General features: G+C 74.2%; 21 protein-coding genes. 18 read left to right on the forward strand and 3 right to left on the reverse strand.

From position 1 onward, the window contains the following. Window positions 1-174 precede the first annotated feature (174 nt). The 10 genes from ACFV6I_RS20765 to ACFV6I_RS20810 all read left to right on the forward strand — a co-directional run bounded on the left by ACFV6I_RS20765 (window position 175) and on the right by ACFV6I_RS20810 (window position 10,342). Complete coding sequence (locus ACFV6I_RS20765) at window positions 175-1,344, forward strand: NAD(P)/FAD-dependent oxidoreductase (protein ID WP_380376185.1); 1,170 nt, start codon at window positions 175-177, stop codon at window positions 1,342-1,344. 86 nt (window positions 1,345-1,430) lie between these two features. Continuing rightward, a complete protein-coding gene (locus ACFV6I_RS20770; protein ID WP_063346903.1) occupies window positions 1,431-1,745 on the forward strand; it encodes a (2Fe-2S)-binding protein in 315 nt (104 codons plus the stop codon). Next, a complete protein-coding gene (locus ACFV6I_RS20775) occupies window positions 1,726-3,198 on the forward strand; it encodes an FAD-dependent oxidoreductase (RefSeq protein WP_380426849.1) in 1,473 nt (490 codons plus the stop codon). The genes ACFV6I_RS20770 and ACFV6I_RS20775 overlap by 20 nt, the downstream gene beginning before the upstream one ends. A gap of 123 nt (window positions 3,199-3,321) precedes the next feature. Further along, a complete protein-coding gene (locus ACFV6I_RS20780) occupies window positions 3,322-4,185 on the forward strand; it encodes a dihydrodipicolinate synthase family protein (protein ID WP_380426866.1) in 864 nt (287 codons plus the stop codon). 116 nt (window positions 4,186-4,301) lie between these two features. Next, complete coding sequence (locus tag ACFV6I_RS20785) at window positions 4,302-5,306, forward strand: proline racemase family protein (RefSeq protein WP_063346900.1); 1,005 nt, start codon at window positions 4,302-4,304, stop codon at window positions 5,304-5,306. A 104-nt stretch (window positions 5,307-5,410) separates the two neighbouring features. Beyond that, window positions 5,411-6,781 carry an aldehyde dehydrogenase gene (locus ACFV6I_RS20790; protein WP_244293592.1) on the forward strand — a complete coding sequence of 457 codons (1,371 nt, stop codon included), beginning with the start codon at window positions 5,411-5,413 and terminating at the stop codon, window positions 6,779-6,781. After that, window positions 6,781-7,809, forward strand: a complete 1,029-nt coding sequence (locus ACFV6I_RS20795) for a proline racemase family protein (protein ID WP_363377959.1) — start codon at window positions 6,781-6,783, stop codon at window positions 7,807-7,809. Before ACFV6I_RS20790 ends, ACFV6I_RS20795 begins: the two co-directional genes overlap by 1 nt. A 143-nt stretch (window positions 7,810-7,952) precedes the next feature. Further along, entirely contained in the window at window positions 7,953-8,798 is an 846-nt protein-coding gene (locus tag ACFV6I_RS20800) for an ornithine cyclodeaminase family protein (RefSeq protein WP_380426851.1), read from the forward strand. A 127-nt stretch (window positions 8,799-8,925) separates the two neighbouring features. After that, on the forward strand, window positions 8,926-9,636 hold the full coding sequence (locus ACFV6I_RS20805) for a GntR family transcriptional regulator (protein WP_063346897.1): 711 nt from the start codon (window positions 8,926-8,928) through the stop codon (window positions 9,634-9,636). A 109-nt stretch (window positions 9,637-9,745) separates the two neighbouring features. Beyond that, window positions 9,746-10,342, forward strand: a complete 597-nt coding sequence (locus ACFV6I_RS20810) for a Uma2 family endonuclease (RefSeq protein WP_380345042.1) — start codon at window positions 9,746-9,748, stop codon at window positions 10,340-10,342. Between the two features lies 1 nt (window position 10,343). Here the strand turns inward: ACFV6I_RS20810 and ACFV6I_RS20815 are convergent, their stop codons facing one another. Beyond that, the gene (locus tag ACFV6I_RS20815) at window positions 10,344-11,024 is read right to left on the reverse strand and encodes an ABC transporter ATP-binding protein (protein ID WP_063346895.1); all 681 of its coding nucleotides are present in this window, start codon (window positions 11,022-11,024) and stop codon (window positions 10,344-10,346) included. After that, complete coding sequence (locus ACFV6I_RS20820) at window positions 11,021-12,097, reverse strand: ABC transporter permease (RefSeq protein ID WP_063346894.1); 1,077 nt, start codon at window positions 12,095-12,097, stop codon at window positions 11,021-11,023. Before ACFV6I_RS20820 ends, ACFV6I_RS20815 begins: the two co-directional genes overlap by 4 nt. 164 nt (window positions 12,098-12,261) lie before the next feature. On the opposite strand from ACFV6I_RS20820, the gene ACFV6I_RS20825 reads away from it, so the two are divergent. The 3 genes from ACFV6I_RS20825 to ACFV6I_RS20835 all read left to right on the forward strand — a co-directional run bounded on the left by ACFV6I_RS20825 (window position 12,262) and on the right by ACFV6I_RS20835 (window position 15,272). Then, window positions 12,262-13,461: a sensor histidine kinase gene (locus tag ACFV6I_RS20825; protein WP_380426853.1), complete on the forward strand. Its 1,200-nt coding sequence runs from the start codon at window positions 12,262-12,264 to the stop codon at window positions 13,459-13,461. Between the two features lie 71 nt (window positions 13,462-13,532). Then, the gene (locus ACFV6I_RS20830) at window positions 13,533-14,198 is read left to right on the forward strand and encodes a response regulator (protein ID WP_380426855.1); all 666 of its coding nucleotides are present in this window, start codon (window positions 13,533-13,535) and stop codon (window positions 14,196-14,198) included. Between the two features lie 48 nt (window positions 14,199-14,246). Beyond that, a complete protein-coding gene (locus ACFV6I_RS20835; protein WP_380426857.1) occupies window positions 14,247-15,272 on the forward strand; it encodes a nitronate monooxygenase in 1,026 nt (341 codons plus the stop codon). 17 nt (window positions 15,273-15,289) lie between these two features. Here the strand turns inward: ACFV6I_RS20835 and ACFV6I_RS20840 are convergent, their stop codons facing one another. Further along, a complete protein-coding gene (locus tag ACFV6I_RS20840) occupies window positions 15,290-16,756 on the reverse strand; it encodes an aminopeptidase P family protein (protein WP_380426859.1) in 1,467 nt (488 codons plus the stop codon). A 214-nt stretch (window positions 16,757-16,970) separates the two neighbouring features. Here ACFV6I_RS20840 and ACFV6I_RS20845 point away from each other — a divergent pair, with 214 nt between their 5' ends. From ACFV6I_RS20845 to ACFV6I_RS20865, 5 genes are read left to right on the forward strand one after another with little or no spacing between them, the layout of a single operon-like run. Beyond that, window positions 16,971-18,722, forward strand: coding sequence for an ABC transporter substrate-binding protein (locus tag ACFV6I_RS20845; protein ID WP_380426861.1), 1,752 nt, complete (start codon window positions 16,971-16,973; stop codon window positions 18,720-18,722). A 13-nt stretch (window positions 18,723-18,735) separates the two neighbouring features. Next, window positions 18,736-19,695, forward strand: a complete 960-nt coding sequence (locus ACFV6I_RS20850; protein ID WP_380426863.1) for an ABC transporter permease — start codon at window positions 18,736-18,738, stop codon at window positions 19,693-19,695. A gap of 31 nt (window positions 19,696-19,726) precedes the next feature. Further along, a complete protein-coding gene (locus ACFV6I_RS20855; protein WP_063346888.1) occupies window positions 19,727-20,713 on the forward strand; it encodes an ABC transporter permease in 987 nt (328 codons plus the stop codon). Next, window positions 20,713-21,711 carry an ABC transporter ATP-binding protein gene (locus ACFV6I_RS20860; RefSeq protein WP_063346887.1) on the forward strand — a complete coding sequence of 333 codons (999 nt, stop codon included), beginning with the start codon at window positions 20,713-20,715 and terminating at the stop codon, window positions 21,709-21,711. Before ACFV6I_RS20855 ends, ACFV6I_RS20860 begins: the two co-directional genes overlap by 1 nt. After that, window positions 21,708-22,685, forward strand: a complete 978-nt coding sequence (locus ACFV6I_RS20865) for an ABC transporter ATP-binding protein (protein ID WP_079135478.1) — start codon at window positions 21,708-21,710, stop codon at window positions 22,683-22,685. The genes ACFV6I_RS20860 and ACFV6I_RS20865 overlap by 4 nt, the downstream gene beginning before the upstream one ends. Window positions 22,686-22,798: the final 113 nt, after the last annotated feature.

Raw genomic sequence — 22,798 nt, forward strand, 5'->3', positions numbered from 1 at the left:
ACCCCCCGCGCGGGGCCCCCCCCGCGGCGCCCCGGCCCGCCGCGCGGGGGGGGGGCGCCGGGCCCCTTTTGGCTGCTCCGGCCCGGTGAGCCCGGGCTTTTGTACTGCTCCGGCCCGGTGCGGGATTCGGCGGGTGGTCTTGGCACGATGGATGGCATGTGACATATTACTGACGTGCTCAAGACGCAGAGACCTCCCCTGGATGTCGTCGTGGTCGGCGCCGGCGTGGTCGGCGCCGCCTGCGCCTACTACGCGGCCCGCGCCGGGCTCACCGTCGCCGTCGTCGACCGCGGACCGGTGGCCGGCGGCACCACCGGCGCCGGCGAGGGCAACCTGCTGGTCTCCGACAAGGAGCCCGGGCCCGAACTCGACCTCGCCCTGCTCAGCACCCGGCTCTGGCACGACCTCGCCGAACACCTCGGCGCGGCCGTCGAGTACGAGCCCAAGGGCGGCGTGGTGATCGCCTCCACCCCGGCCGGGCAGGACGCCCTGCGGGCCTTCGCCGTCGGCCAGGCCGCCGCCGGCGTCACCGCCGAGGAGATCCCCGCCGAGCGGCTGCACGAGCTGGAGCCGCACCTCGCCCCCGGCCTCGCCGGCGGCTTCCACTACCCGCAGGACGCCCAGGTCCAGCCCGCCCTCGCCGCCGCCCACCTGCTGCGCGAGGCCCGCCGGATGGGCGCCGAACTGATCACCGGCGAGACCGTGACCGCCGTGCACCGGGGGCCGGACGGCGCCGTGCGCGGAGTACGCACCGACCGCCGCCGCCTCGACGCCCCCGCCGTCGTCAACGCGACCGGCACCTGGGGCGGCGAACTGGCCCGGTTGGCCGGGGTACACCTGCCGGTGATGCCCCGCCGTGGCTTCGTCCTGGTCACCGAGCCGCTGCCGCGGATCGTCCGGCACAAGGTCTACGCCGCCGACTACGTCGCCGACGTCGCCAGCGGCTCGGCCGGGCTGCAGACCTCCGCCGTGGTCGAGGGCACCCCCGGCGGGCCCGTGCTGATCGGCGCCAGCCGCGAACGGGTCGGCTTCGACCGCACCCTCTCCCAGGAGGTGCTGCGGCGGCTCGCCGCCCAGGCCGCGGCGCTCTTCCCGGTGCTCGCGGACGTCACCGTGATGCGCACCTACCGGGGCTTCCGCCCGTACCTGCCGGACCACCTGCCGGCCATCGGCGAGGACCCCAGGGCGCCCGGGCTCTACCACGCCTGCGGGCACGAGGGCGCCGGCATCGGGCTGGCCCCGGCGACCGGCCTGCTGATCAGCGAGCAGCTGACCGGCAAGCAGCCGGAACTGGACCTCGCGCCGTTCCGCCCGGACCGCTTCCCGGCGGACGCCGGGGCCTGAGCCCGGGACTGCTGCCTGCCTGCCGACTGCCTCGCTCTGTCGATCGCCCTCGTTCGTCGACCAACCCCGGAACGGAGAAGCCGCCGATGCGCCGCACCCCCGCCGACCTGGTCCGGGCCGAACCCGGCCCCGCCCACCACATCGAGTTCGACGGCCGACCCGTCCCGGCCCTGCCCGGACAGTCGATCGCCGCCGCGCTCTGGGCCGACGGCGTGCTCGCCTGGCGCACCACCCGGGTCGGCGGCCGGCCGCGCGGGGTGTTCTGCGGCATCGGCGCCTGCTTCGACTGCCTGGCCACCGTCGACGGCCGCCCCAACCAGCGCACCTGCCTGCTCCCCGCCGAACCCGGCACCACCGTCACCACCCAGGAGGGCAACGGCCGTGCCGACCTCGCCGTCTGACCGGACCGCCGTCGAAGCGGCCCGACGCCCCGACCTCGCGGTGATCGGCGCCGGCCCGGCCGGGCTCGCGGCCGTCGTGACCGCCGCCGACCTCGGGCTGCGCTGCGTCCTGCTGGACGCCGGCCGCAGCACCGGCGGGCAGTACTACCGGCACCCCGCGCCCGGCCTCGGCGCCGCCCGCCCGGACCGGCTCCACCACGGCTGGTCCGTCTACACCGGACTGGCCGACCGGCTCGCCGCGCACGAGCGGGCCGGGCGGGTCCGCTTCCTCGGCGGCCACCAGGTGTGGGCGCTGGAGCGGACCGGCGACGGCTTCGCCGTGCACGTCACGCGGGGACCGGAGGCCACCGACCGGGCCACCGTCCCGGCCGCGTCCGTGCTGCTCGCCACCGGTGCGTACGAGCGCCAGCTGCCGTTCCCCGGCTGGACCCTGCCCGGGGTGGTCACCGCGGGCGGCGCACAGGCGATGCTCAAGGCCGGGCTGGTGCTGCCCGGACGGCGGATCGTGGTGGCCGGCAGCGGGCCGCTGCTGCTCGCGGCGGCGTCCTCGCTGGTCACCGCCGGGGCCGAGGTGCCCGCGGTCGTCGAGGCCACCGACTACCTCGGCTACGCCCGGCGCCCCGGCGCCTTGGCGGCCGTCCCCGCCAAGCTCGTCGAGGGCGCCGGCCACGGGAGCACGCTGCTGCGGCACGGCGTGCGGCTGCGCCCGCGCAGTGCCGTCGTCGAGGCGCACGGGACCGAGCGGGTCACCGCCGTCACGGTGGCCCGGCTGGACGCCGACTGGCGGCCGGTGCCCGGCACCGAACGCCGGATCGCCTGCGACGCCGTCGCCGTGGGCCACGGGCTGCTGCCGCAGATCGACCTGGCCACCGAACTGGGCGCGGCCACCAGGACCGCCCCGGACGGCGCGGCCGGGCTCCAGGTCGACGCCCGGCTGCGCACCACCGTGCCCGGCCTCTGGTCGGCGGGGGAGACCAACGGCGTCGGCGGCGCGGACCTCGCGATCGTGGAGGGCGAACTGGCCGCGCACGCCGTGGCCGACCGGCTGCCGAAGCCCGCACTGCTGCGCCGCCGGGCCCGGCTGCGGAACTTCGCCGACCTGATGGCCGCGGCCCACCGGCCCGGCCCCGGCTGGACCGGCTGGCTGCGCCCGGACACCGACGTCTGCCGGTGCGAGGAGGTGCCGGTCTCGGCGATCCGGGAGGCCGTGGACGAGCTGGGCGCGGGCGATCCGCGCACCGTCAAGCTGCTCACCCGGGCCGGGATGGGCTGGTGCCAGGGCCGGATGTGCGGTCCGGCCGTGGCCTGCCTGGCCGGCTCGGGTGAGCCGGGGCCGGACCGGCGGCCGCTGGCCTGCCCGGTGCCGCTGTCGCAGCTGGCGGCCGGGCCAGCCGGGCCGTCCGGGTCGTTCGGGTCGTCCGGGTCGTTCGGCGAGGCCGGCGACACGCCTTAGGGCATGTTGCGGGCCGGGGACTCTTGTCTCCGGCCCATCTCCTCTAATAAAATGTCACACCTCACCAAGGAGCTCATCGTGTCCAACACCCCACACGACACCGCCCGGCCCTGGCGCGGCATCATGGTCGCCACCACGATCCCGCTGCGCCCGGACCTCTCCGTCGACTACGACGCGTACGCCGAGCACGTCCGCTGGCTGATCGAGTCCGGCTGCGACGGCGTCGTCCCCAACGGCTCGCTGGGCGAGTACCAGACGCTCACCGCCGAGGAGCGCGCCCGCGTCGTCGAGGTGGCCGTCGAGGCGGCCGGCGACGGCTCCCGGGTGATGCCCGGCGTGGCCGCCTACGGCAGCGCCGAGTCCCGCCGCTGGGCCGAGCAGGCCGCCGAGGCCGGCGCCGGCTCCGTGCTCCTGCTGCCGCCGAACGCCTTCCGGGCCGACCACGCGTCCGTCCGGGCGCACTACGCCGAGGTCGCCAAGGCCGGACTGCCCGTCGTCGCGTACAACAACCCGATCGACACCAAGGTCGACCTCGTCCCCGCGCTGCTCGCCCAACTGCACGGCGAGGGCTCGATCGTCGCGGTCAAGGAGTTCAGCGGCGACGTCCGCCGGGCCTACGAGATCGCCGAGCTGGCCCCCGGGCTGGACCTGCTGATCGGCGCCGACGACGTGCTGCTGGAGCTGGCGCTGGCCGGCGCGGTCGGCTGGATCGCCGGCTACCCGAACGCCCTGCCGGAGGCCAGCGTCGCGCTGTACAGGGCCGCCGTGGCGCACGAGCTGGACACCGCGCTGCCGCTGTACAAGTCGCTGCACTCGCTGCTGCGCTGGGACTCCAAGACCGAGTTCGTCCAGGCCATCAAGCTGTCCATGGACATCGCCGGGCGCCCCGGCGGCCCCGTCCGCCCGCCGCGCCAGCCGCTGACCCCGGACATCGAGGCGGCCGTCCGCGCGGCCACCGAGAAGGCGCTGGCCGAGGGCCTGGCCTAACCGGGAGACCTCGTCACCAGGGCCGGCTGAGGGGGCAGCCGGCCCGGCCCCACCCACCCGATCCGGCGTACGGTCACCACCTCCGTACGCCCACTCCGACGGGAGTCGTCAGAGCCATGCGCAGCCGTCACGTGTTCCACGCCGTCGACTCGCACACCGAGGGCATGCCGACCCGGGTCATCACCGGCGGCTTCGGCGTCATCCCCGGCGCCACCATGGCCGAGCGCCGGGTGCACTTCCAGCAGCACCTGGACCACTTCCGCACCCTGCTGATGTACGAGCCGCGCGGCCACGCCGCGATGAGCGGCGCCATCCTTCAGCCGCCGACCCGGCCCGACGCCGACTTCGGCGTGCTCTACATCGAGGTCTCCGGCCTGCTGCCGATGTGCGGCCACGGCACCATCGGCGTCGCCACCGTGCTGGTCGAGACCGGCATGGTGCCGGTGGTCGAGCCGGTCACCACGGTGCGGCTGGACACGCCCGCCGGACTGGTGATCGCCGAGGTGCGGGTCGAGGACGGCGCCGCCACCGCGGTGACCATCCGCAACGTGCCGTCCTACTCGGCCGCGCTGGACGCCAAGATCGAGGTGCCCGGGTACGGCACGATCGGCTACGACCTGGCGTACGGCGGCAACTTCTACGCCATCCTGCCGCTCGCCGAGTTCGGGCTGCCCTTCGAGCGCGAGCGCAAGCAGGACATCCTGGAGGCCGGACTGGCCCTGATGGCCGCCATCAACGCGAGCCCCGACCGCCCGGTGCACCCGGAGGACCCGTCCATCCACGGCTGCCACCACGTCCAGCTGCTCGCCCCCGGCTCCACCGCCGAACACTCCCGGCACGCGATGGCCATCCACCCCGGCTGGTTCGACCGCTCGCCCTGCGGCACTGGCACCTCGGCCCGGATGGCACAGCTGCACGCGCGCGGCGAACTGCCGCTGGGGCGCGACTTCCGCAACGACTCCTTCATCGGGACGACCTTCATCGGGCGCCTGGTCGAGGAGACCGAGGTGGCCGGGCGGCCCGCCGTGGTGCCCACCGTCACCGGGCGGGCCTGGGTCACCGGCACCGCCCAGTACTTCCTCGACCCGCGTGACCCGTTCCCGGCCGGGTTCCTGCTGTAGAGCTGTCTGAAGCGGTTTGAAGCTGTTTGAAGCCGTTTGAAAGAGGAGCCGGCCTCGGGGGAGGGGCCCGCTCAGACGTCCGCTGAACCACCTTCGAAGGGCTGCTGGTCGTGACCATCACCTCGTACAACCCCGCCGACCCCGCGGACCTCGTCGTCGCCGTCGAGGAACCCGGCGCCGAAGCCGTCCGGGCCGCCGTCGCCCGGGCCCGGGCCGCCCAGCCCGGCTGGCTCGCGGCCGGCGCGGGCGCCCGGTCCGCGGCGCTCGGCCGGATCGCCGAAGCGGTCGAGGCGCACGCGGACGAACTGGCCGGGCTGATCGTGCGCGAGGTCGGCAAGCCGCTCGCCGAGGCACGCGGCGAAGTCGCCCGCACCGCGGCGATCTGGCGCTACTACGCGCAGGCGCCGTTCGCGCCGTCCGGGGCGGTGCACGAGACCGCCGCCGGGCCCGGGCTGCTGCTCACCCGGCGCCGCCCGTACGGCGTCGCCGGGCTGATCGCGCCGTGGAACTTCCCGCTGGCAATCCCCACCTGGAAGGCCGCGCCGGCGCTGGCGGTCGGCAACACCGCGGTGCTCAAGCCGGCGCCCGAGGCGACCGCCTGCGCGCTGCGGCTGGCCGAACTGGCCGCCGGGGCCGGGCTGCCGGAGGACGTGTTCACCGTGCTGCCGGGCGGCGCCGAGGAGGGCGCGGCGCTGGTCGACACGGCCGACGTGGTCTCCTTCACCGGCTCGACCGGCGTCGGCCGGGCCGTGGTGCGGGCCGCCACCGAGCGCGGCGTCCCGGTGCAGGCCGAACTCGGCGGGCTGAACGCCGCGCTGGTGCTGCCGGACGCCGACCTCGCGCAGGCCGCCGCCCACCTCGCCGCCGCCATCGCCGGGTACGCGGGGCAGAAGTGCACCGCCACCAGCCGGGTGATCGCGGTCGGCGCCGCGTACGAGCCGCTGCGCGACGCCCTGGTCAAGGCGCTGGAACTGGTCGACGACACGGCCTGCGGGCCGGTCATCAACGCCGCCGCCCGGGACCGGCTGACGGCCGCCGTCGACTCGGCCGTCGCCGCCGGGGCCACCCTGCTCACCGGCGGCCGGGCACCCGAGCGGGACGGCTGGTACCTCGAACCGGCCCTGCTCACCGACGTGCCGGCCGAACACCCGCTGGCCCGCGAGGAGTTCTTCGGCCCGATCGCGCTGCTGCACGCCGCCGCCGACCTCGACGAGGCGATCGCGCTCGCCAACGACACCCCGCACAGCCTCTCCACCTCCGTGCACACCCGCAGCCTGGACGTGGCGCTCGCCGCCGCCGACCGGCTGGACGCGGGCATGATCCGGGTCAACGCGCCGTCCAGCGGCGTCGACTTCCACCTGCCGTTCGGCGGCGCCAAGGGCGCCGCCCACGGCGAGCGCGAACAGGGCCAGGCGGCACTGGACTTCTACACCGTCAGCCGCACGGTCAGCCTGCTGCCGGGCGGGGGCGCCTGATGCTCGTCCGCACCGTCGACTACCACGCGGCCGGTGAGCCGTTCCGGATCGTGCTGGACGGCGTGCCCGCGATCCCCGGCGACAGCGTCGCCGAACGGCGGGCCATCGCACTCGGCGCCGGCGGCAGCGCGACCGCGCCCCGGCCGAGCGCGCTGGACGACGCCCGGCAGCTGCTCAGCCGCGAACCGCGCGGCCACGCCGGGATGTACGGCGGGTTCCTGGTGCCGCCGGACGACGACGAGGCGCACTTCGGGGTGCTGTTCTGGCACAAGGACGGCTACTCGACGGCCTGCGGGCACGGCACCATCGCGCTCGGCGCCTGGGCGGTGGACTCCGGGCGGGTCGCGGCCCCCGCCGACGGCGTGGCCCGGGTGCGGATCGACGTGCCGTCCGGCCGGGTCACCGCGCTGGTGCACCGGGCCGGCGGGCGGACCACCGGCGTCACCTTCCGCAACGTGCCCACCCGGGTCGCCGCCCTGAAGTTGCCGCTGGCCACTTCGCGGGGCACCGTGGAGGTCGCGGTGGCGCACGCGGGTGCCTGCTACGCCTCGGTGCCGGCGGCCGCCCTCGGCCTCGCGGTCGAGCCCGCGCAGCTGCCCGAACTCACCGCCGCCGGGCGGGAGATCAGGGAGCTGCTGGCCGGCGCGGCGGCGGTGGCGCACCCGAGCGACCCGCTGCTGTCGGGCGTGTACGGGGTCATCCTGTTCGACGAACTCGTCTCGGAGGACGGCGTGTTGAACCAACGGAACGTCACCGTCTTCGCGGACGGGCAGATCGACCGCTCGCCCTGCGGCTCCGGGACCTCCGCCCGGCTCGCCGTCCTCGCCGCCGAGGGCCGGCTCGCGCCAGGGGAGGAACTGCGGCACGAGTCCGTCATCGGGACGGTCTTCACCGGCCGCGTCCTGCCCGGCGGCGACCCGCTGGACGGCGGCGTCGTCACCGAGGTCACCGGCAGCGCCCACCGCACCGGCGAGCACGCGTTCGTCCTGGAACCGGACGACGACCTGGGGGCGGGGTTCCTGCTGTGACCGCTCCTGCGAACCCGCCTGCGGACCCTGCTGCGCCGCCTCATGCGTCGTCTCATGTGCCGCCTCTTGTGCCGCCCGGTACGGCGGCTGAGCCGCTCCAGTACGCCGTGCCGGGCGTTGGCGGGGTCGGGCCCGCGGCCGCGGTGGCGGCGATCGAGCGGGTGCTGCTCGACGGGTTCGACCCGGAGCCGGCACCGGCCCGCTCGGCCGTCCCCGTCCCGGCCGGCGAACTGCTGATGATGCCGGCCGCCGCCGGCCCGTACGCCGGGGTGAAGATCGCCGGGGTCGCGCCCGCCAACCCCGGCCGGGGCCTGCCCCGGATCACCGGCAGCTACCTGCTGCTCGACGGGCCCACCCTGCAGCCGCTCGCCCTGCTCGACGGCGCCGCGCTCACCACGCTGCGCACACCCGCCGTCACCGCCGTCGCGCTGCGCCGGCTGGCCGCGCCGGACGCCGAACACCTGGTGCTGTTCGGTTCCGGGCCGCAGGCGTACGGGCACCTGGATGCGCTGCTGGCCGTCCGGCCGCTGACCAGGCTCACCGTGGTGGCGCGGGACGCCGGACGGGCCGGGGCCCTCGCCGCGTACGGGCGCGGGCTCGGGCTGGCGGCCGGGGTCGGCGGGCCGGAGGCCGTCGCCGAAGCGGACCTGGTGGTCTGCTGCACCACCGCGCGCACGCCGCTGTTCGACGGCGCCCTGGTGCCCGAGCACGCCGCCGTCGCGGCCGTCGGCTCGCACGAGCCGGACGCGCGGGAGGTGGACGAGGTGCTGGTCGGGCGGGCCGAACTGTACGTGGAGGCGCGGACGGTGGCGGCGCGCGAGGCCGGCGACCTGATCATGGCGGGGGTGGCCGGCCGGCAGCTGTGGAACCTGGCCGAGCTGGTGCGCGGCGACGCGCTGGTGCCGGCGGGACGGCCGCGGTTCTTCAAGAGCGTCGGCATGGCGTGGGAGGACCTGGCGGTCGCGGCGGAGGTGTACCGGCGGGGGTAGGTGCCGGGCGCTCCCGGCTGCCAGGGTCGGCGCGGCCGGAGGGCAGGTGTCCGAATCACGAAATGTTGCGCACTCAACGTAACGTGACATTGTACGCTGGTGTTCTGCACCCACCCGGAGGAACACCATGGCCGACCTCAAACCCCGCACCCTGATCTCCGTACAGGAGCGGCTTCGCGACCAGGTCGCCCACGCGCTCCGGGCGGCCCTGATCTCCGGCGAACTGCGCCCCGGCGTCGTCTACTCCGCACCCGCGCTCGCCGCCGACTTCGGCGTCTCCGCCACCCCCGTCCGCGAGGCCATGCTCGACCTCGCCCGCGAAGGCCTCGTCGAGGCCGTCCGCAACAAGGGATTCCGGGTCACCGAGCTCACCGAGCGTGACCTCGACGACTACACCGAGATCCGCGCCCTGATCGAGGTCCCCACCGTCGGCCGGGTGACGCGCACGGCGACCAAGGAGCAACTGGAGCGGCTGCGCCCGCAGGCCGAGGAGATCGTCGCGGCCGCGCGCAAGCACGACCTCATCGGATACCTGGAGGCCGACCGGCAGTTCCACCTCGACCTGCTGGGGCTGGCCGGCAACGCCCGGCTGGTCGACGTCGTCAGCGACCTGCGGAAGCGCTCGCGGCTGTACGGCCTCAACCGGCTCGACGAGCGCGGCGAGCTGACCTCCTCGGCGGAGGAGCACCTGGAACTGCTCGACCTCATGCTGGCCGGCGACGCCGAGGCGGCCGAGGCCTGCATGACCCGCCACCTCAGCCACGTCCGCTCGCTGTGGGCGGGGCAGGACGAGGCGGCGGAGGAGGCCCGCCCGGCGCTGAAGCTGCGGGCGCGGTAGGGGCAGCCGGGGCTAAACCGCCCGTTCGGGTGAAGACTGGGGATCGGGCGGCGGAATGCGTTCGCGCCCTACGATGATGTTCTCGACATCGGCAGCCAGGAGGAAATCCATGTCCGCCGCAGCAGTGGAAGAGCCCATCGAGCAGCCGACGCTGCTCGAAGTCGCCGAGCTGATCTCCAACCAGTTCGCCGGGCACCGGGTCGAGATCGTCGGGAGCCAGATCACCGTGACGCCGCCTCCGAATGCTTCGCACGGCAAGTCGCTGAGTCGCCTCATGCGTGCGCTGTTCGCCGCCGGCCTCGACGGGGATGAGGTCGACGTCATTCAGGGCGTTGGCATCTGGCTGCCGGATGGGCCGTCGGACTACGCCGTTCCCGACCTGGCGATCGTCGATGCCGACATCGATGACCACTTGATCGAGTACAACTGTTACGACCCGGCGGTCTTCCGGCTCGTGTTGGAGGTCACGTCGTCCAACATCAGCGACGACCTGAAGCGGAAGCCCTTCGTCTATGCCGCCGCTGGAGTACCCGTCTACGTGATCGTGGACCGGACGAACCAGCGGGTCATGGTGCTCACTGACCCACAGGAGGGCGAGTACCGTGTGCACGCCGTCCACCATCCGGGGCAGTCGTTCACCCTGCCGGAGTCGATCGGGGCGTCGGTGACGCTGTCGGTGGACGACGTGCTGGCGGCGAAGAAGTAGCTCAGGCCGCTGCCGGCACTGTCAGGCGGCCGTCGTGGACTTCGGCGATCTGGTCGACGGCCGTCAGGTGGGTGCGGTCGTGGGTGACCAGGACGGTGGCGGTGGCGCGGCGGTGGGTGAGGTCGGTGATGAGGTCGAGGACGGCGGCGCCGCGTTCGTGGTCGAGGGCGCTGGTGGGTTCGTCGATCAGCAGGACGGTGGGGTCGTTCATCAGCGCGCGGGCGATGTTGACGCGCTGGCGCTGACCGCCGGAGAGCTGGTGCGGGCGGCGGGCAGCCTGGTCGCGCAGGCCGACGGCGCCGAGCAGGTCCAGGGCCCGGGGGAGGGCGGTGCGCGGGGAGCGGCCGTCCAGGTGGGCCATCACCTGGAGCTGTTCGACGGCGGTGAGTGAGGGCAGCAGGTTGGCCTGCTGGAAGACGATGCCGATCCGGGTGCGGCGCAGCGCGGTCAGTTCGGCGCGGCCGAGGCCGGTGGTGTCGGTGCCGTCCACCACGACCTGGCCGGAGTCCGGGGTGATCAGGGTGGCGGCGACCGCCAGCAGGCTGGACTTGCCGGAGCCGGACGGGCCGACGACGGCCGTGATCGAGCCCTTGGGGACGGTCAGCGACACGTCGTCCAGCGCCGTGAGCCGGCCGTCGCCGTCCGGGTAGGTGAGGGTGATGCGGTCGAGGGTCAGGCTCATCGGGCACTCCCCAGGGCGGTCAGCGGGTCGACGGAGGTGATCCGGCGGATGGACAGGGCGGCGCCGACCGCGCCGAGCGCGATCATGACGGCGGCGGGCAGCAGCAGGGTCGGGGCGTCGAGGACGAAGGGGACGGCGGAGCCGATCAGCGCGCCGGCGCCCAGGGCGAGCGCGGTGCCGGCGGCGGTGCCGAGCACCAGCAGCAGGACGGCCTGGCCGAGGGCGTCGCGCAGCAGGTAGCGGGTGGAGGCGCCGAGGGCCTTGAGTACCGCGACGTCGCCGCTGCGCTGGATCGTCCAGACGGTGAAGAAGGCGCCGATCACCAGGGCCGAGATGGCGAACAGGAAGCCGCGCATCAGCTGGAGCGAGCCGTTCTCGGAGGTGTAGGAGCCGATCGCGGCGAGGGCGTCGTCGCGGGTGAGGGTCTCGGTGCCGTGGCGGGCGTCGGCGCCGTGCAGGTCGGCGCCCTTGGCGGTGGTGAGCGCGATGACGGTCGCGTGGCCGGCGCCGCCGGGGACGGCCTGCTGCCAGTCGGTGAGGCTGGTCCAGATCACCGGGGTGTGGCTGTACGCGGCGTCGCCGTCGACGGCCGCGACCCGGAGGCGGTGGCCGGCCAGGGTGAGGTCGGCGCCGGGGGCGAGGTCGCCCAGGTTCTTGGCGGCGGTCTTCGACAGGACGGCCTGGCCGGGGGCGATCCGGGCGCCCTGCGGGGCCAGCGCGGAGCCGTCCGGGACGCCGAAGGCGGACAGCGCCGTGGTGCGGGTGCCGGCGGCGGCCTTGGTGGTGGTGATGCCCAGCGGCTGGGCGGAGGTGACGCCCGGCTCGGCCGCCCAGGCCTGCCACTGCTCGGGGGTGACCTGGGAGTCGGTGAAGGACAGCTTCTGCCCGTCGGCGGGCTCACCGAACACCAGGTGGTCGGCGGGCAGGCCGGTGATCGCGGAGATGTTCTGCCGGCCGAGTCCGGCGGTCAGTCCGGACAGCAGACCGACCAGTACGGTGATCAGCACGATGACGGTCCCCATCAGGGCGAACCGCCCCTTGGCGAACCCCAGATCCCTCCAGGCGACGAACACGGTGGGCCTTCCTGCTGAACGAGTGCTTCCGACGCTTCCACCGTCCCGGAGAAGGGGCCCCGCGGGCATCGCACCACGGATTGCATCCTCGGCATCAAAGGGCAGAAGCGGAGTTCAACCTTTTGATTGATGCCGGGGCCCGATCCGGAACCTAGGCTGGACGGATGGCGACCGAACGATCCCGCACCACCCCCGTCGCCCGCGTCCTCCAGGTCTGCCTGCACCTGCTCGTGGCGGGCCTGCTCGCCCTGGCCGTCGCCCGCGCCGCCGTCGGCCGGGACGGCGACCCGCTGCCCGTCGCCGCCGCGGCCACCGCGATGGCCGCCGTGTACGCCGTCGGCCCCCGGCTGGCCGCCGTCCGCCGCTCGCGCCGGGCCGCCGCGCTGTGGCTGGCGCTGCTCGGCGTCACCTGGGTGGGCGTGCTGATCGCCACCCAGGACGGGGTGTGGCTGGCGTTCCCGCTGTACTTCCTGGAACTGCACCTGCTCGGGCGGCGCGGCGGCCTCACCGCCGTCGGGCTGACCGCCGCCACCGCCATCGCCGCCTGGTCCTGGCACCAGCACACCTTCAGCCTGCCCGCCGCGATCGGACCCGCGCTCGGCGCGGCCGTCGCCACCGCCACCGTGCTCGGCTACCAGGCGCTGTACCGGGAGAGCGAGGAGCGCCGCCGGCTGATCGACGAACTCACCGCCGCCCGCGCCGACGCCGCGGCCGCCCACCACACCGCCGGGGTGCTCGCCGAACGCGAGCGCCTCGCCCGGGAGATCCACGACACCCTCGCGCAGAGCCTCAGCTCCATCCAGCTGCTGCTGCGGGCCGCCCAGCGGGCCCTGCCGGAACGCACCGAGGCCGCCTCCGGGTACGTCGAGCAGGCCCGGCAGGCCGCCCAGGACAACCTGGACGAGGCCCGGCGGTTCGTCCGCGCGCTCACCCCGCCCGCGCTCGACGGCGATCCGCTGCCGGTCGCGCTGGAACGGCTGTGCGCCACCACGGCGGCGCACAGCGGCCTGCCGGTGAAACTGCACGTCTCCGGGGACCCGGTACGGCTGCCGGTGCCGCAGGAGGTCGCGCTGCTGCGGATCGCGCAGTCCGCGCTCGGCAACACCGTCCGGCACGCGCACGCCTCGCACGCCGAGGTGACGCTCAGCTACATGGAGGGCGAGGTGGCGCTGGACGTGTTCGACGACGGGGCCGGATTCGACCCGGTGGCGGTCGCCGGGCGCAGCGGAGGGGACGGCGGGTTCGGGCTGCCGTCGATGCGGGCCCGGGCGCGGGCGCTCGGCGGCACCTTCACGGTGGAGTCGGCGCCCGGCGGGGGCACGGCGCTCGCGGTGCAGCTGCCGGTGACGGAGGTCGGGGAGTGAACGGGCGGAGTGACGACGGGCGGGGCGAAGGCGGGCGGGGTGTGAACGGGCGGAACGAGGGAGGCCGGGGCGTGAACGAGCACAGTGACGGCGGGCGCGGGAGCGGCACGGTGATCCGGCTGCTGCTGGCGGACGACCACCCGGTGGTGCGGGCCGGGCTGCGGGCCGTCCTGGAAGGCGAGCCGGACTTCACCATCGCCGCCGAGGCCGCGACCGCCGAACGGGCCGTCGAACTGGCCGCGGCGGGCGGGGTCGACGTGGTGCTGATGGACCTCCAGTTCGGGCCCGGCTCGGCCATGAACGGCGCCCAGGCGACCGCCGCGATCACCGCCCGGCCGGGCGCGCCCCGGGTCCTCGTCGTCACCACCTACGAAACCGACGCCGACACCCTGCCCGCGCTGGAGGCCGGCGCCACCGGCTACCTGCTCAAGGACGCCCCGCCGGAGGAACTGGCCCAGGCCGTCCGGGCGGCCGCCGCGGGCCGCTCGGCGCTGGCACCGAGCGTCGCCGACCGGCTGCTGGAACGGATGCGGACGCCGTCGGCGGCGCTCAGCGCGCGGGAGACCGAGGTGCTGGGGCTGGTCGCGGACGGGCTGACCAACCAGCAGATCAGCCAGCGGCTGCACCTGAGCCAGGCCACGGTGAAGTCCCATCTGGTGCACGTCTACACCAAGTTGGCGGTGGACTCGCGGACGGCGGCGGTGCGGGCGGCGCGCGGGCGGGGGCTGATCCGCTGAGCGTAGGGTGGGCCGGGTTCGAACCGTATCCCGGAGTGGAGGACCCCGATGGCCGTCCGTCTCGATGAACTTTCCGTGCCGGTGATCGGCGCGCCGATGGCGGGCGGGGCGTCCACCCCGGAGCTGGTGGCGGCGGTGAACCGGGCCGGCGGCCTGGGGTTCCTCGCCGCCGGGTACCGGAGCGCCGCCGCGATGGCCGAACAGGTCGCACTGGTCAGGGAGTTGACCGGTGGGCCGTTCGGCGTGAACCTGTTCGTCCCGGCCTCGCCCGGTGATCCGGCGGCCGTCGCCGCCTACCGGGAGCGGCTGCGGCCCGAGGCCGAGCGGTGGGGCGTGGCGCTGCCCGAGGAGATCGCGCCGGACCGGGACGACTGGGAGGCCAAGCTCGCCGTGCTGCTGGCGGACCCGGTCCCGGTGGTCTCGTACACCTTCGGCCTGCCGACGCCGCAGGAGGCGGCGGCGGTCCGCGCGGCCGGGTCGTTCCAGGTCGGCACCGTCACCACGCCCGCGGAGGCGCGGGCGGCGGAGGCGGTCGGGATGGACGCGCTGTGCGTGCAGGGCCCGGAGGCCGGCGGGCACCGCGCCACCCACCGGATCGGGGACGAGCCCGGCGACGTCCCGCTGCTGGAGCTGCTGCCCGCCGTCCGGGCGGTAACGGCGTTGCCGCTGATCGCGGCCGGCGGGCTGGGCGACGGACCGGCGGTGGCGGCGGCGCTGGGGGCCGGGGCGGCGGCGGTGCAGCTGGGGACGGCCCTGCTGCGCGCCGACGAGTCCGGCACCTCGGCCGCGCACCGGGCGGCGCTCACCGAACTCCCGGAGACGGCCGTCACCCGGGCCTTCACCGGCCGCCCGGCCCGCGGTCTGCGCAACGCCTTCATCGACCGCCACAGCCCGTACGCCCCGCCCGCCTACCCCGAGGTGCACCACCTCACCCAGCCGCTGCGCGCCGCCGCGACCCGCCGCGCCGACCTCCAGTCCATGCACCTCTGGGCCGGCACCGCCCACCGGAAGACCCGCACGGGCCCGGCGGCGGACCTGATCGCGGAGCTGTGGCGGTCCGCGCGGGCGGTGTGAGCGGCCGCTCCCCGGGCTCAGCCGAGCAGGTCGGCCATCCAGGATTCGATGGCGGGGGCGGTGCGGGGGAGGGCGTGGGACATGAGGTGGGCGCCGTCGGGGGTGATGACGAGGTCGTCCTCGATGCGGATGCCGAGGCCGCGGAGTTCGAGGGGGAGGGTTTCGTCGTCGGGCTGGAGGTAGAGGCCGGGTTCGACGGTGAGGACCATGCCGGCTTCCAGGGTGCCGTCGAGGTAGCGGTCGGCGCGGGCCCTGGCGCAGTCGTGGTAGTCGAGGCCGAGCATGTGGCCGCTGCCGCAGAGGGTGTAGCGGCGGTGGAGGCCGTTGTCCTCGGCGAGGGACTGTTCGGCGGGGATGCGCAGGACGCCCCAGTCGGCGAGGCCTTCGGCGATGACCCGCATGGCGGCGTTGTGGAAGTCGCGGAAGCGGGCGCCGGGCCGTAGCGCGGCGATGCCGGCGTTCTGGGCGGCGAGGACGAGGTCGTAGGCCTGCCGTTGGATGGGGGTGAAGGTGCCGCTGAGCGGGAGGGTGCGGGTGATGTCGGCGGCGTAGAGGGTGTCGGTTTCGACGCCGGCGTCCAGCAGGAGCAGGGAGTTCGGGTCGAGGGCGCCGTCGTTGCGGATCCAGTGCAGGACGCAGGCGTGGGCGCCGGAGGCGGCGATGGTGGTGTAGCTGGTGCCGTTGCCTTCGGCGCGGGCGCGCAGGTCGAAGACGCCCTCGATCCAGCGTTCGCCGCGGGGGTGGCGCAGGGCGGTGGGCAGGGCGCGGACGACGTCCTGGAAGCCGGTGACGGTGTGGTCGACGGCGAGTTGTAGCTGGTCGATCTCCCAGGTGTCCTTGACCAGGCGCAACTCGGCGAGGACGGCGTCGAGTTCGCCGTCCCGTGCGGTGTGGGCGCCGGGGCGTCCGGTGCTTTCGTCGACGAGGGGGTCGGTGCCGGCGAGGACGCGGGTGGGCGGCTGGGGGCCGGTGAGGAGTTTGTCGAGGTCGTCGAGGTGTTCGGTGCGCAGTCCGGTGAGCGCGGCGGCTTCGGCGAGGTCGGGGCGGCGGCCGACCCAGAACTCGCCGTAGCGGCGGTCGCGGTAGAACTCGGCGCCGTTGGCGTGCCCCCCGCGGGGGGAGCGGGGGCGCAGGTACAGGACCGGCTCGTGGCCGTGGGGGCCGGTCGGTTCGAGGACGAGGACGTGGTCGGCCTGGTCCTCGCCGGTGAGGCCGGTGAGCCAGGCGTAGGCGCTGTGCGGGCGGAAGCGGTGGTCGAGGTCGTTGCAGCGGACCTTGAGCCGGCCGGCGGGGACGATCAGCCGTTCGCCGGGGAAGGCGGCGGAGAGGCGGGCGTGGCGGCCGGGGAGGCGGTCGTGGCCGGGGGCGCGCTGGTCGGCGGGGAGGGGGGTGGCGGCCCAGCGGGTGCCCATGAAGGCGTCGAGGGCGGGGGAGACGGGGAGGTCGTGGCTCCCGGTGTTGAGGCCGGTCTGGCGGTGGGTCACCGGTGAACTCCTAGGAGGGGCGGGGGTGGTGTGGCCCGGACACAGCTCGGTAACGGGAGGCGTCACCTCTTGTGCAGTGCAATTTCACATTACTATGTTACGGGTCACACCGCGGAGCGGCCAGACCTCGAAGGTCGCCTCCCGGTCGGGTCCCGGATCACCTCCCGGGGCGGACCACGGGCTTCACGGCAGGCCCCCCACAGCGGAGTTGCACATGACCAGGCGCACCCACGCCGCCCTCGCGGCGGCCCTCGCGGCGACCCTCACCCTCGGCCTCGGGGCCTGCAAGAACGACAAGAGCGACAGCGGCGCCGACGCGGCGGCGGGCAGCACCAAGGGCCCGGGGGCGGCGTCCGGTTCGATCGTCGGTGGCACCCCGGTCAAGGGCGGCACCCTCACCGTCCTGTCCAACCAGGACTTCGCCCACCTCGACCCGGCCCGCAACTGGACCATGCCGAACATGGACTTCGGCATCCGGCTGCTCTACCGCACCCTGGTCACCTTCAAGGCCGAGCCGGGCGCCGCCGGCAGCGAGCTCGTCCCCGACCTCGCCACCGACCTCGGCCGCTCCTCCGACGGCGGGAAGACCTGGACCTTCACCCTCAAGGACGGCGTCAAGTACGAGGACGGGACGCCGATCAAGTCCGCCGACGTCAAGTACAACGTCGAGCGCTCCTTCGCCCCGGACCTCACCGGCGGCCCCGACTACGCCCAGCAGTACCTGGCCGGCGGCGAGAACTACAAGGGCCCGCTGAACGGCGAGCACCTGGCCAGCATCGAGACCCCGGACGAGAAGACCGTCGTCTTCCACCTGAAGCGCCCGGTCGCCGAGTTCTCCTCCACCGCGACGCTGCCGACCTTCGCCCCGGTGCCGCAAGCCCAGGACAAGGGCACCCAGTACGACCTGCGCCCGTTCTCCTCCGGCCCGTACAAGATCGAGACCTACGACCGCGGCAAGCAGCTGACGCTGGTCCGCAACACCAACTGGGACCAGTCCACCGACCCCGTCCGCAAGGCCTACCCGGACAGGATCGTCGTCGTCGAGGGGCTCAAGGCCGGTCAGATCGACGACCGGATCATCGCGAGCGAGGGCGAGGACGCCTCCACGATCGAGTGGGCGACGCTGCGCCCGGAGTCCATCTCCAAGGTGCTGCCCAAGCCGGACGTGAAAAGCCGGCTGATCGCCGAGCAGCAGGGCTGCACCGACATGCTCTACCCCAACACCTCCAAGGCGCCGTTCGACGACCCCAAGGTGCGCGAGGCCCTGATGTACGCGGTGGACCGGGACGCCCAGGTCACGGCGTTCGGCGGCCCGGCGACGGCCGACGTGGCCACCTCCTACCTGCCGCCCGCGCTGACCGGCGGCACCAAGCAGGACACCCTGAAGATCGCCCCGACCGGCGACCCGGAGAAGGCCAAGCAACTGCTCAAGGACGCCGGCAAGACCGACCTCAAGGTCTCGCTGACCGTCTCCTCCGGTGACAAGACCCGGGCCGAGGCGCTCCAGCAGTCGCTGGCCAAGGTCGGCATCCAGGTCACCATCACCACCGCCGACCCGTCGGTCTACTACGACACCATCGGCGACACCAAGAACGCGCCCGACCTCGCCATCCTCGGCTGGTGCCCGGACTACCCGTCGGGTGCCACCTTCCTGCCCCAGGTCTTCGACGGCCGCACCATCAAGGAGAAGGGCAACCAGGGCAACGTCGAGCAGTTCCGCGACCAGGCCACCTCGGACCGGATCGACCAGATCAACGCGATGAGCGACGTCACCGAGGCCAACAAGGCCTGGATGCAGCTCAGCGACGACCTGCTGAAGAAGGCGCCCACCGTGCCGCTGCTCTGGCTGCGCCGCCCGCTGCTGGCCGGCACCAACGTGGCCGGCGCCTTCGGCCACCCGGTCTGGACCGGCCAGTGGGACTTCGCCACCATCGGCCTCAAGGACCCCTCGAAGAGCAAGGGCTGAGGGGCCGTCCGCGATGAGCACACGCACTGAGCCCGCCGCCGCGCCGGTTGCGGCGGCGGGCCCCGCGAAGGCCGCCGGCCGCGGGCCGTGGCGGCTGGTCTGGGACCAGCTGTGGGCCAGGGGCTCGGCCCGCTTCGGCCTGATCACGGTCGCCCTCCTGGTCCTGCTGACCGCCCTGGCCGGACCGCTGAGCGCGCTCGGCGGCTGGACCCCCGACGAGTTCGACAAACGCGCGATCGACCCCTACCTCGGCGGCCTGCCGATCGGCGACTTCGGCGGGATCGGCACCCGGCACTGGCTGGGCGTCGAACCCGCGACCGGGCGCGACCTGTTCGCCCGGGTCCTGCACGGCGGCCAGACCTCGCTGCTGATCGCGTTCACCGCCACCGTGCTGGTCGTGGTCGCCGGCACCCTGACCGGCATCGCCGCCGGCTACTTCGGCGGCCGCACCGACGCCGTGCTCTCCCGGCTGATGGACCTCACCATGTCCTTCCCGTCCCTGATCTTCATGATCTCGATGATGTCGGTGGCCAAGGACGTCAACCGGATCCTGCTGATGACCCTGGTGATCGGCCTGTTCGGCTGGCCCGGCATCGCCCGCGTGGTCCGCGGCCAGACCCTCTCGCTCAAGCACCGCGAGTACGTCGACGCGGCCAAGGTCGGCGGCGCCCGCTCCTGGCGGATCCTCACCCGGGAGATCCTGCCGAACGTCTCCGGGCCGATCATCGCCTACACCACGCTGCTTGTCCCCGGCATGATCGCCACCGAGGCCGCGCTCAGCTACCTCGGCGTGGGCGTGCGCCCGCCGACCCCGTCCTGGGGCCAGATGATCGCCGAGAGCATCGTCCACTACGAGACCGACCCGACGTACTTCCTGATCCCGACGGTCTTCCTGTTCCTCGCCGTGCTCGCCTTCACCCTGCTCGGCGACGCGCTGCGCGACATCCTCGACCCCCGAGGAGGCCGGTCGTGATCCTCTCCCCCGACCCCCGAGGAGGCCGGCCGTGATCCTCTACCTCGGGCGCCGACTGCTCGCCGCGGCCGGCATCCTGCTGGCCGTCTGCGCGATCACCTTCACCATCTTCTACCTGCTGCCCTCCGACCCGGCAGTGGCCGCCTGCGGCAAGACCTGCAGCCCCGACCGGGTCGCCGAGGTCAAGGCGGCGATGGGCCTGGACAAGCCGGTCTGGGAGCAGTTCGCCACCTACCTCACCGGCATCTTCGCCGGGCGCGACTACGGCAGCGGCGCCAGCGCCACCCACTGCGGCTTCCCCTGCCTCGGCTACTCCTACGAGTACTCGCTGCCGGTCTGGGACCTGCTCACCGACCGCCTGCCGGTCTCCGTCTCGCTCGCCATCGGCGCGGCCGTGCTCTGGCTGGTCCTCGGCCTGGGCGCCGGCGTCACCTCGGCGCTGCGCAAGGGCGGGCTCACCGACCGGACGCTGATGGTGGCGTCGGTCGGCGCCGCGTCGCTGCCGGTCTACTTCACCTCGATCATGCTGATCTGGGGCGTCGTCCGGACGGCCGGCCTGCTGCCGTACCCCGCGTACCACGCGTTCACCGACGACCCGGTCGCCTGGGCCTCCAACCTGCTGCTGCCGTGGATCGCCCTGGCCCTGCTGTACGCGGCCATGTACGCCCGGCAGAGCCGCAACTCGATGATCGAGGCGATGGCCGAGCCGTACATCCGCACCGCCCGGGCCAAGGGCCTGCCGCCCGGCACCGTCGCCGTCAAGCACGGGCTGCGCTCCGGGATGACGCCGATCCTCACCATCTTCGGCATGGACCTCGGCGGCCTGCTGGCCGGCGCCGTCATCACCGAGTCCATCTTCGGCCTGCCCGGCGTCGGGCGGCTGTTCTACGACGCGCTGGTCCGCTCCGACCAGCCCGTCATCCTCGGCGTCACCCTGCTCGCGGCCTCCTTCATCGTCGCCGCGAACCTGCTGGTCGACCTGCTCTACGCGTACGTCGACCCGAGAGTGAGGTACTGATGACTCTGTTGGAGGTCGACGACCTCAGGGTCTCCTTCGACACGCCCCGGGGCGTCGTCCGGGCGGTGGACGGCATCTCCTTCGCCGTCGAGGCCGGGCGGACCCTCGGCCTGGTCGGCGAGTCCGGCAGCGGCAAGTCCGTCACCTCGCTCGCCGTCATGGGCCTGCACCGCGGCGCCGCCGTCACCGGCTCGATCCGGCTCGACGGGATGGAGCTCAACGGGCTCGGTGAACGGGCGTTGGGCGCTGTCCGGGGCCGCCGGATCGCGATGATCTTCCAGGACCCGCTGTCCAGCCTGCACCCCTTCTACACCGTCGGCGAGCAGATCGCCGAGCACTACCGGGTGCACTTCAAGGCCAACCGCAGGGCGGGCCGCGCGCGGGCGCTCGAAATGCTGGCCGAGGTCGGCATCCCGGAGCCGGCCCGGCGGGTCGACGAGTACCCGCACCAGTTCTCCGGCGGCATGCGTCAGCGCGTCATGATCGCCATGGCCCTGGCCTGCGAGCCCGAACTGCTGATCGCCGACGAGCCCACCACGGCCCTCGACGTCACCGTCCAGGCGCAGATCCTCGACCTGATCGCCCGCATCCAGCAGGAGCGCGGCCTCGGCGTCGTCATGATCACCCACGACCTCGGCGTGGTCGCCCGGGTCGCCCACGAGGTGCTGGTCATGTACGGCGGCCGGGCCGCCGAACAGGCATCGGTGGACCGGCTGTTCGCCACCCCCGGGCACCCGTACACCCGCGGCCTGCTGGACTCGCTGCCGCGCCTGGACGACACCGACGACGCCCCGCTGCGGGCCATCCCCGGCAGCCCGCCGTCGCTGATCGCCCCCGCCCCCGGCTGCTCCTTCGCCCCGCGCTGCGCCCGCACCGACGCCGCCACCGCCGAGGAACACGCCCGCTGCCTGGCCGAACGACCCGAGCTCGGCCCGCTCGCCCCCGGCCACCAGGCCGCCTGCCACCTGCCGCTGGTGTCGGAAGGAGCCCGGCCATGACCGAAACCCTGTTGTCCGTAAGGGACTTGGTGAAGACCTTCCCCGGTCGACGCGGGCGCACCGGCCGCCCCGGCGCCCCGGTCCGCGCCGTCGACGGCGTCAGCTTCGACGTCGGCAAGGGCGAGACGCTCGGCCTGGTCGGCGAATCCGGCTGCGGCAAGTCCACCACCGGGCGGATGATCGTCCGCCTGCTCGACCCGACCTCCGGCACCGTCACCTTCGACGGCACCGAGATCGGCGGGCTCTCCCAGGCCCGGCTGCGACCGCACCGGCGGCACCTGCAGATGGTCTTCCAGGACCCGTACTCCTCGCTCAACCCCCGACAGACGGTGGCCCGGATCATCTCCGAGCCGCTGCTGCTCCAGGGGTTCGGCGCGGCCGACGCGCGCCGGCGGGCCGGCGAGCTGATGGAACTGGTCGGGCTGATCCCCGAGCAGATCGACCGCTACCCGCACGAGTTCTCCGGCGGCCAGGCGCAGCGCATCGGCATCGCCCGCTCGCTCGCCACCTCGCCGAAGCTGGTCATCGCCGACGAGCCGGTCTCCGCGCTCGACGTCTCCATCCAGGCCCAGGTGGTCAACCTGATGGAGCGGCTCCAGCAGGAGCTCGGCCTGGCGTACGTGTTCATCGCGCACGACCTCTCGGTGGTCAAGCGGGTCTGCGACCGGGTGGCGGTGATGTACCTCGGGCGGATCGTCGAGATCGGCGACAAGGCCGAGGTGTACGGCAGCCCGGCGCACCCGTACACCAGGGCGCTGCTGTCCGCCGTTCCGCTGCCCGACCCGGCGGCGGAGCGCGCGCGGGAGCGGATCGTGCTGCTCGGTGACCCGCCGAGTCCGGCGAACCCGCCGTCCGGCTGTTCCTTCCACCCGCGTTGCCCCAAGGCGCAGGAGATCTGCCGCACGGACCGTCCGCTGCTGCGGATCGCCGGGCCGGGCGGCCGGGAGGCGGCCTGCCACTTCCCGGAGGTCTGATTCCCGGAGGCCTTCGCGGGCCGACCGAGTCCGGCTGAGGTCGGGCACACAGAGCCGCCCGTCCGCCCCGTTTCCCCCCCCCCCGGCGGGACGGCCCCCAACCCGGGCGGGGC

Source organism: Kitasatospora sp. NPDC059803, assembly GCF_042732255.1.
Classification (GTDB): Bacteria; Actinomycetota; Actinomycetes; order Streptomycetales; family Streptomycetaceae; genus Kitasatospora.

Bases quoted from the DNA above. Each gene is read 5' to 3' on its own strand.
- ACFV6I_RS20805 (WP_063346897.1), top strand. From the start codon at position 8,926: ATGGCCGACCTCAAACCCCGCACCCTGATCTCCGTACAGGAGCGGCTT.
- ACFV6I_RS20835 (WP_380426857.1), top strand. From the start codon at position 14,247: ATGGCCGTCCGTCTCGATGAACTTTCCGTGCCGGTGATCGGCGCGCCG.
- ACFV6I_RS20850 (WP_380426863.1), top strand. From the start codon at position 18,736: ATGAGCACACGCACTGAGCCCGCCGCCGCGCCGGTTGCGGCGGCGGGC.
- ACFV6I_RS20810 (WP_380345042.1), top strand. From the start codon at position 9,746: ATGTCCGCCGCAGCAGTGGAAGAGCCCATCGAGCAGCCGACGCTGCTC.
- ACFV6I_RS20795 (WP_363377959.1), top strand. From the start codon at position 6,781: ATGCTCGTCCGCACCGTCGACTACCACGCGGCCGGTGAGCCGTTCCGG.
- ACFV6I_RS20780 (WP_380426866.1), top strand. From the start codon at position 3,322: ATGGTCGCCACCACGATCCCGCTGCGCCCGGACCTCTCCGTCGACTAC.
- ACFV6I_RS20770 (WP_063346903.1), top strand. From the start codon at position 1,431: ATGCGCCGCACCCCCGCCGACCTGGTCCGGGCCGAACCCGGCCCCGCC.
- ACFV6I_RS20865 (WP_079135478.1), top strand. From the start codon at position 21,708: ATGACCGAAACCCTGTTGTCCGTAAGGGACTTGGTGAAGACCTTCCCC.
- ACFV6I_RS20860 (WP_063346887.1), top strand. From the start codon at position 20,713: ATGACTCTGTTGGAGGTCGACGACCTCAGGGTCTCCTTCGACACGCCC.
- ACFV6I_RS20815 (WP_063346895.1), bottom strand. From the start codon at position 11,024: ATGAGCCTGACCCTCGACCGCATCACCCTCACCTACCCGGACGGCGAC.
- ACFV6I_RS20825 (WP_380426853.1), top strand. From the start codon at position 12,262: ATGGCGACCGAACGATCCCGCACCACCCCCGTCGCCCGCGTCCTCCAG.
- ACFV6I_RS20845 (WP_380426861.1), top strand. From the start codon at position 16,971: ATGACCAGGCGCACCCACGCCGCCCTCGCGGCGGCCCTCGCGGCGACC.
- ACFV6I_RS20785 (WP_063346900.1), top strand. From the start codon at position 4,302: ATGCGCAGCCGTCACGTGTTCCACGCCGTCGACTCGCACACCGAGGGC.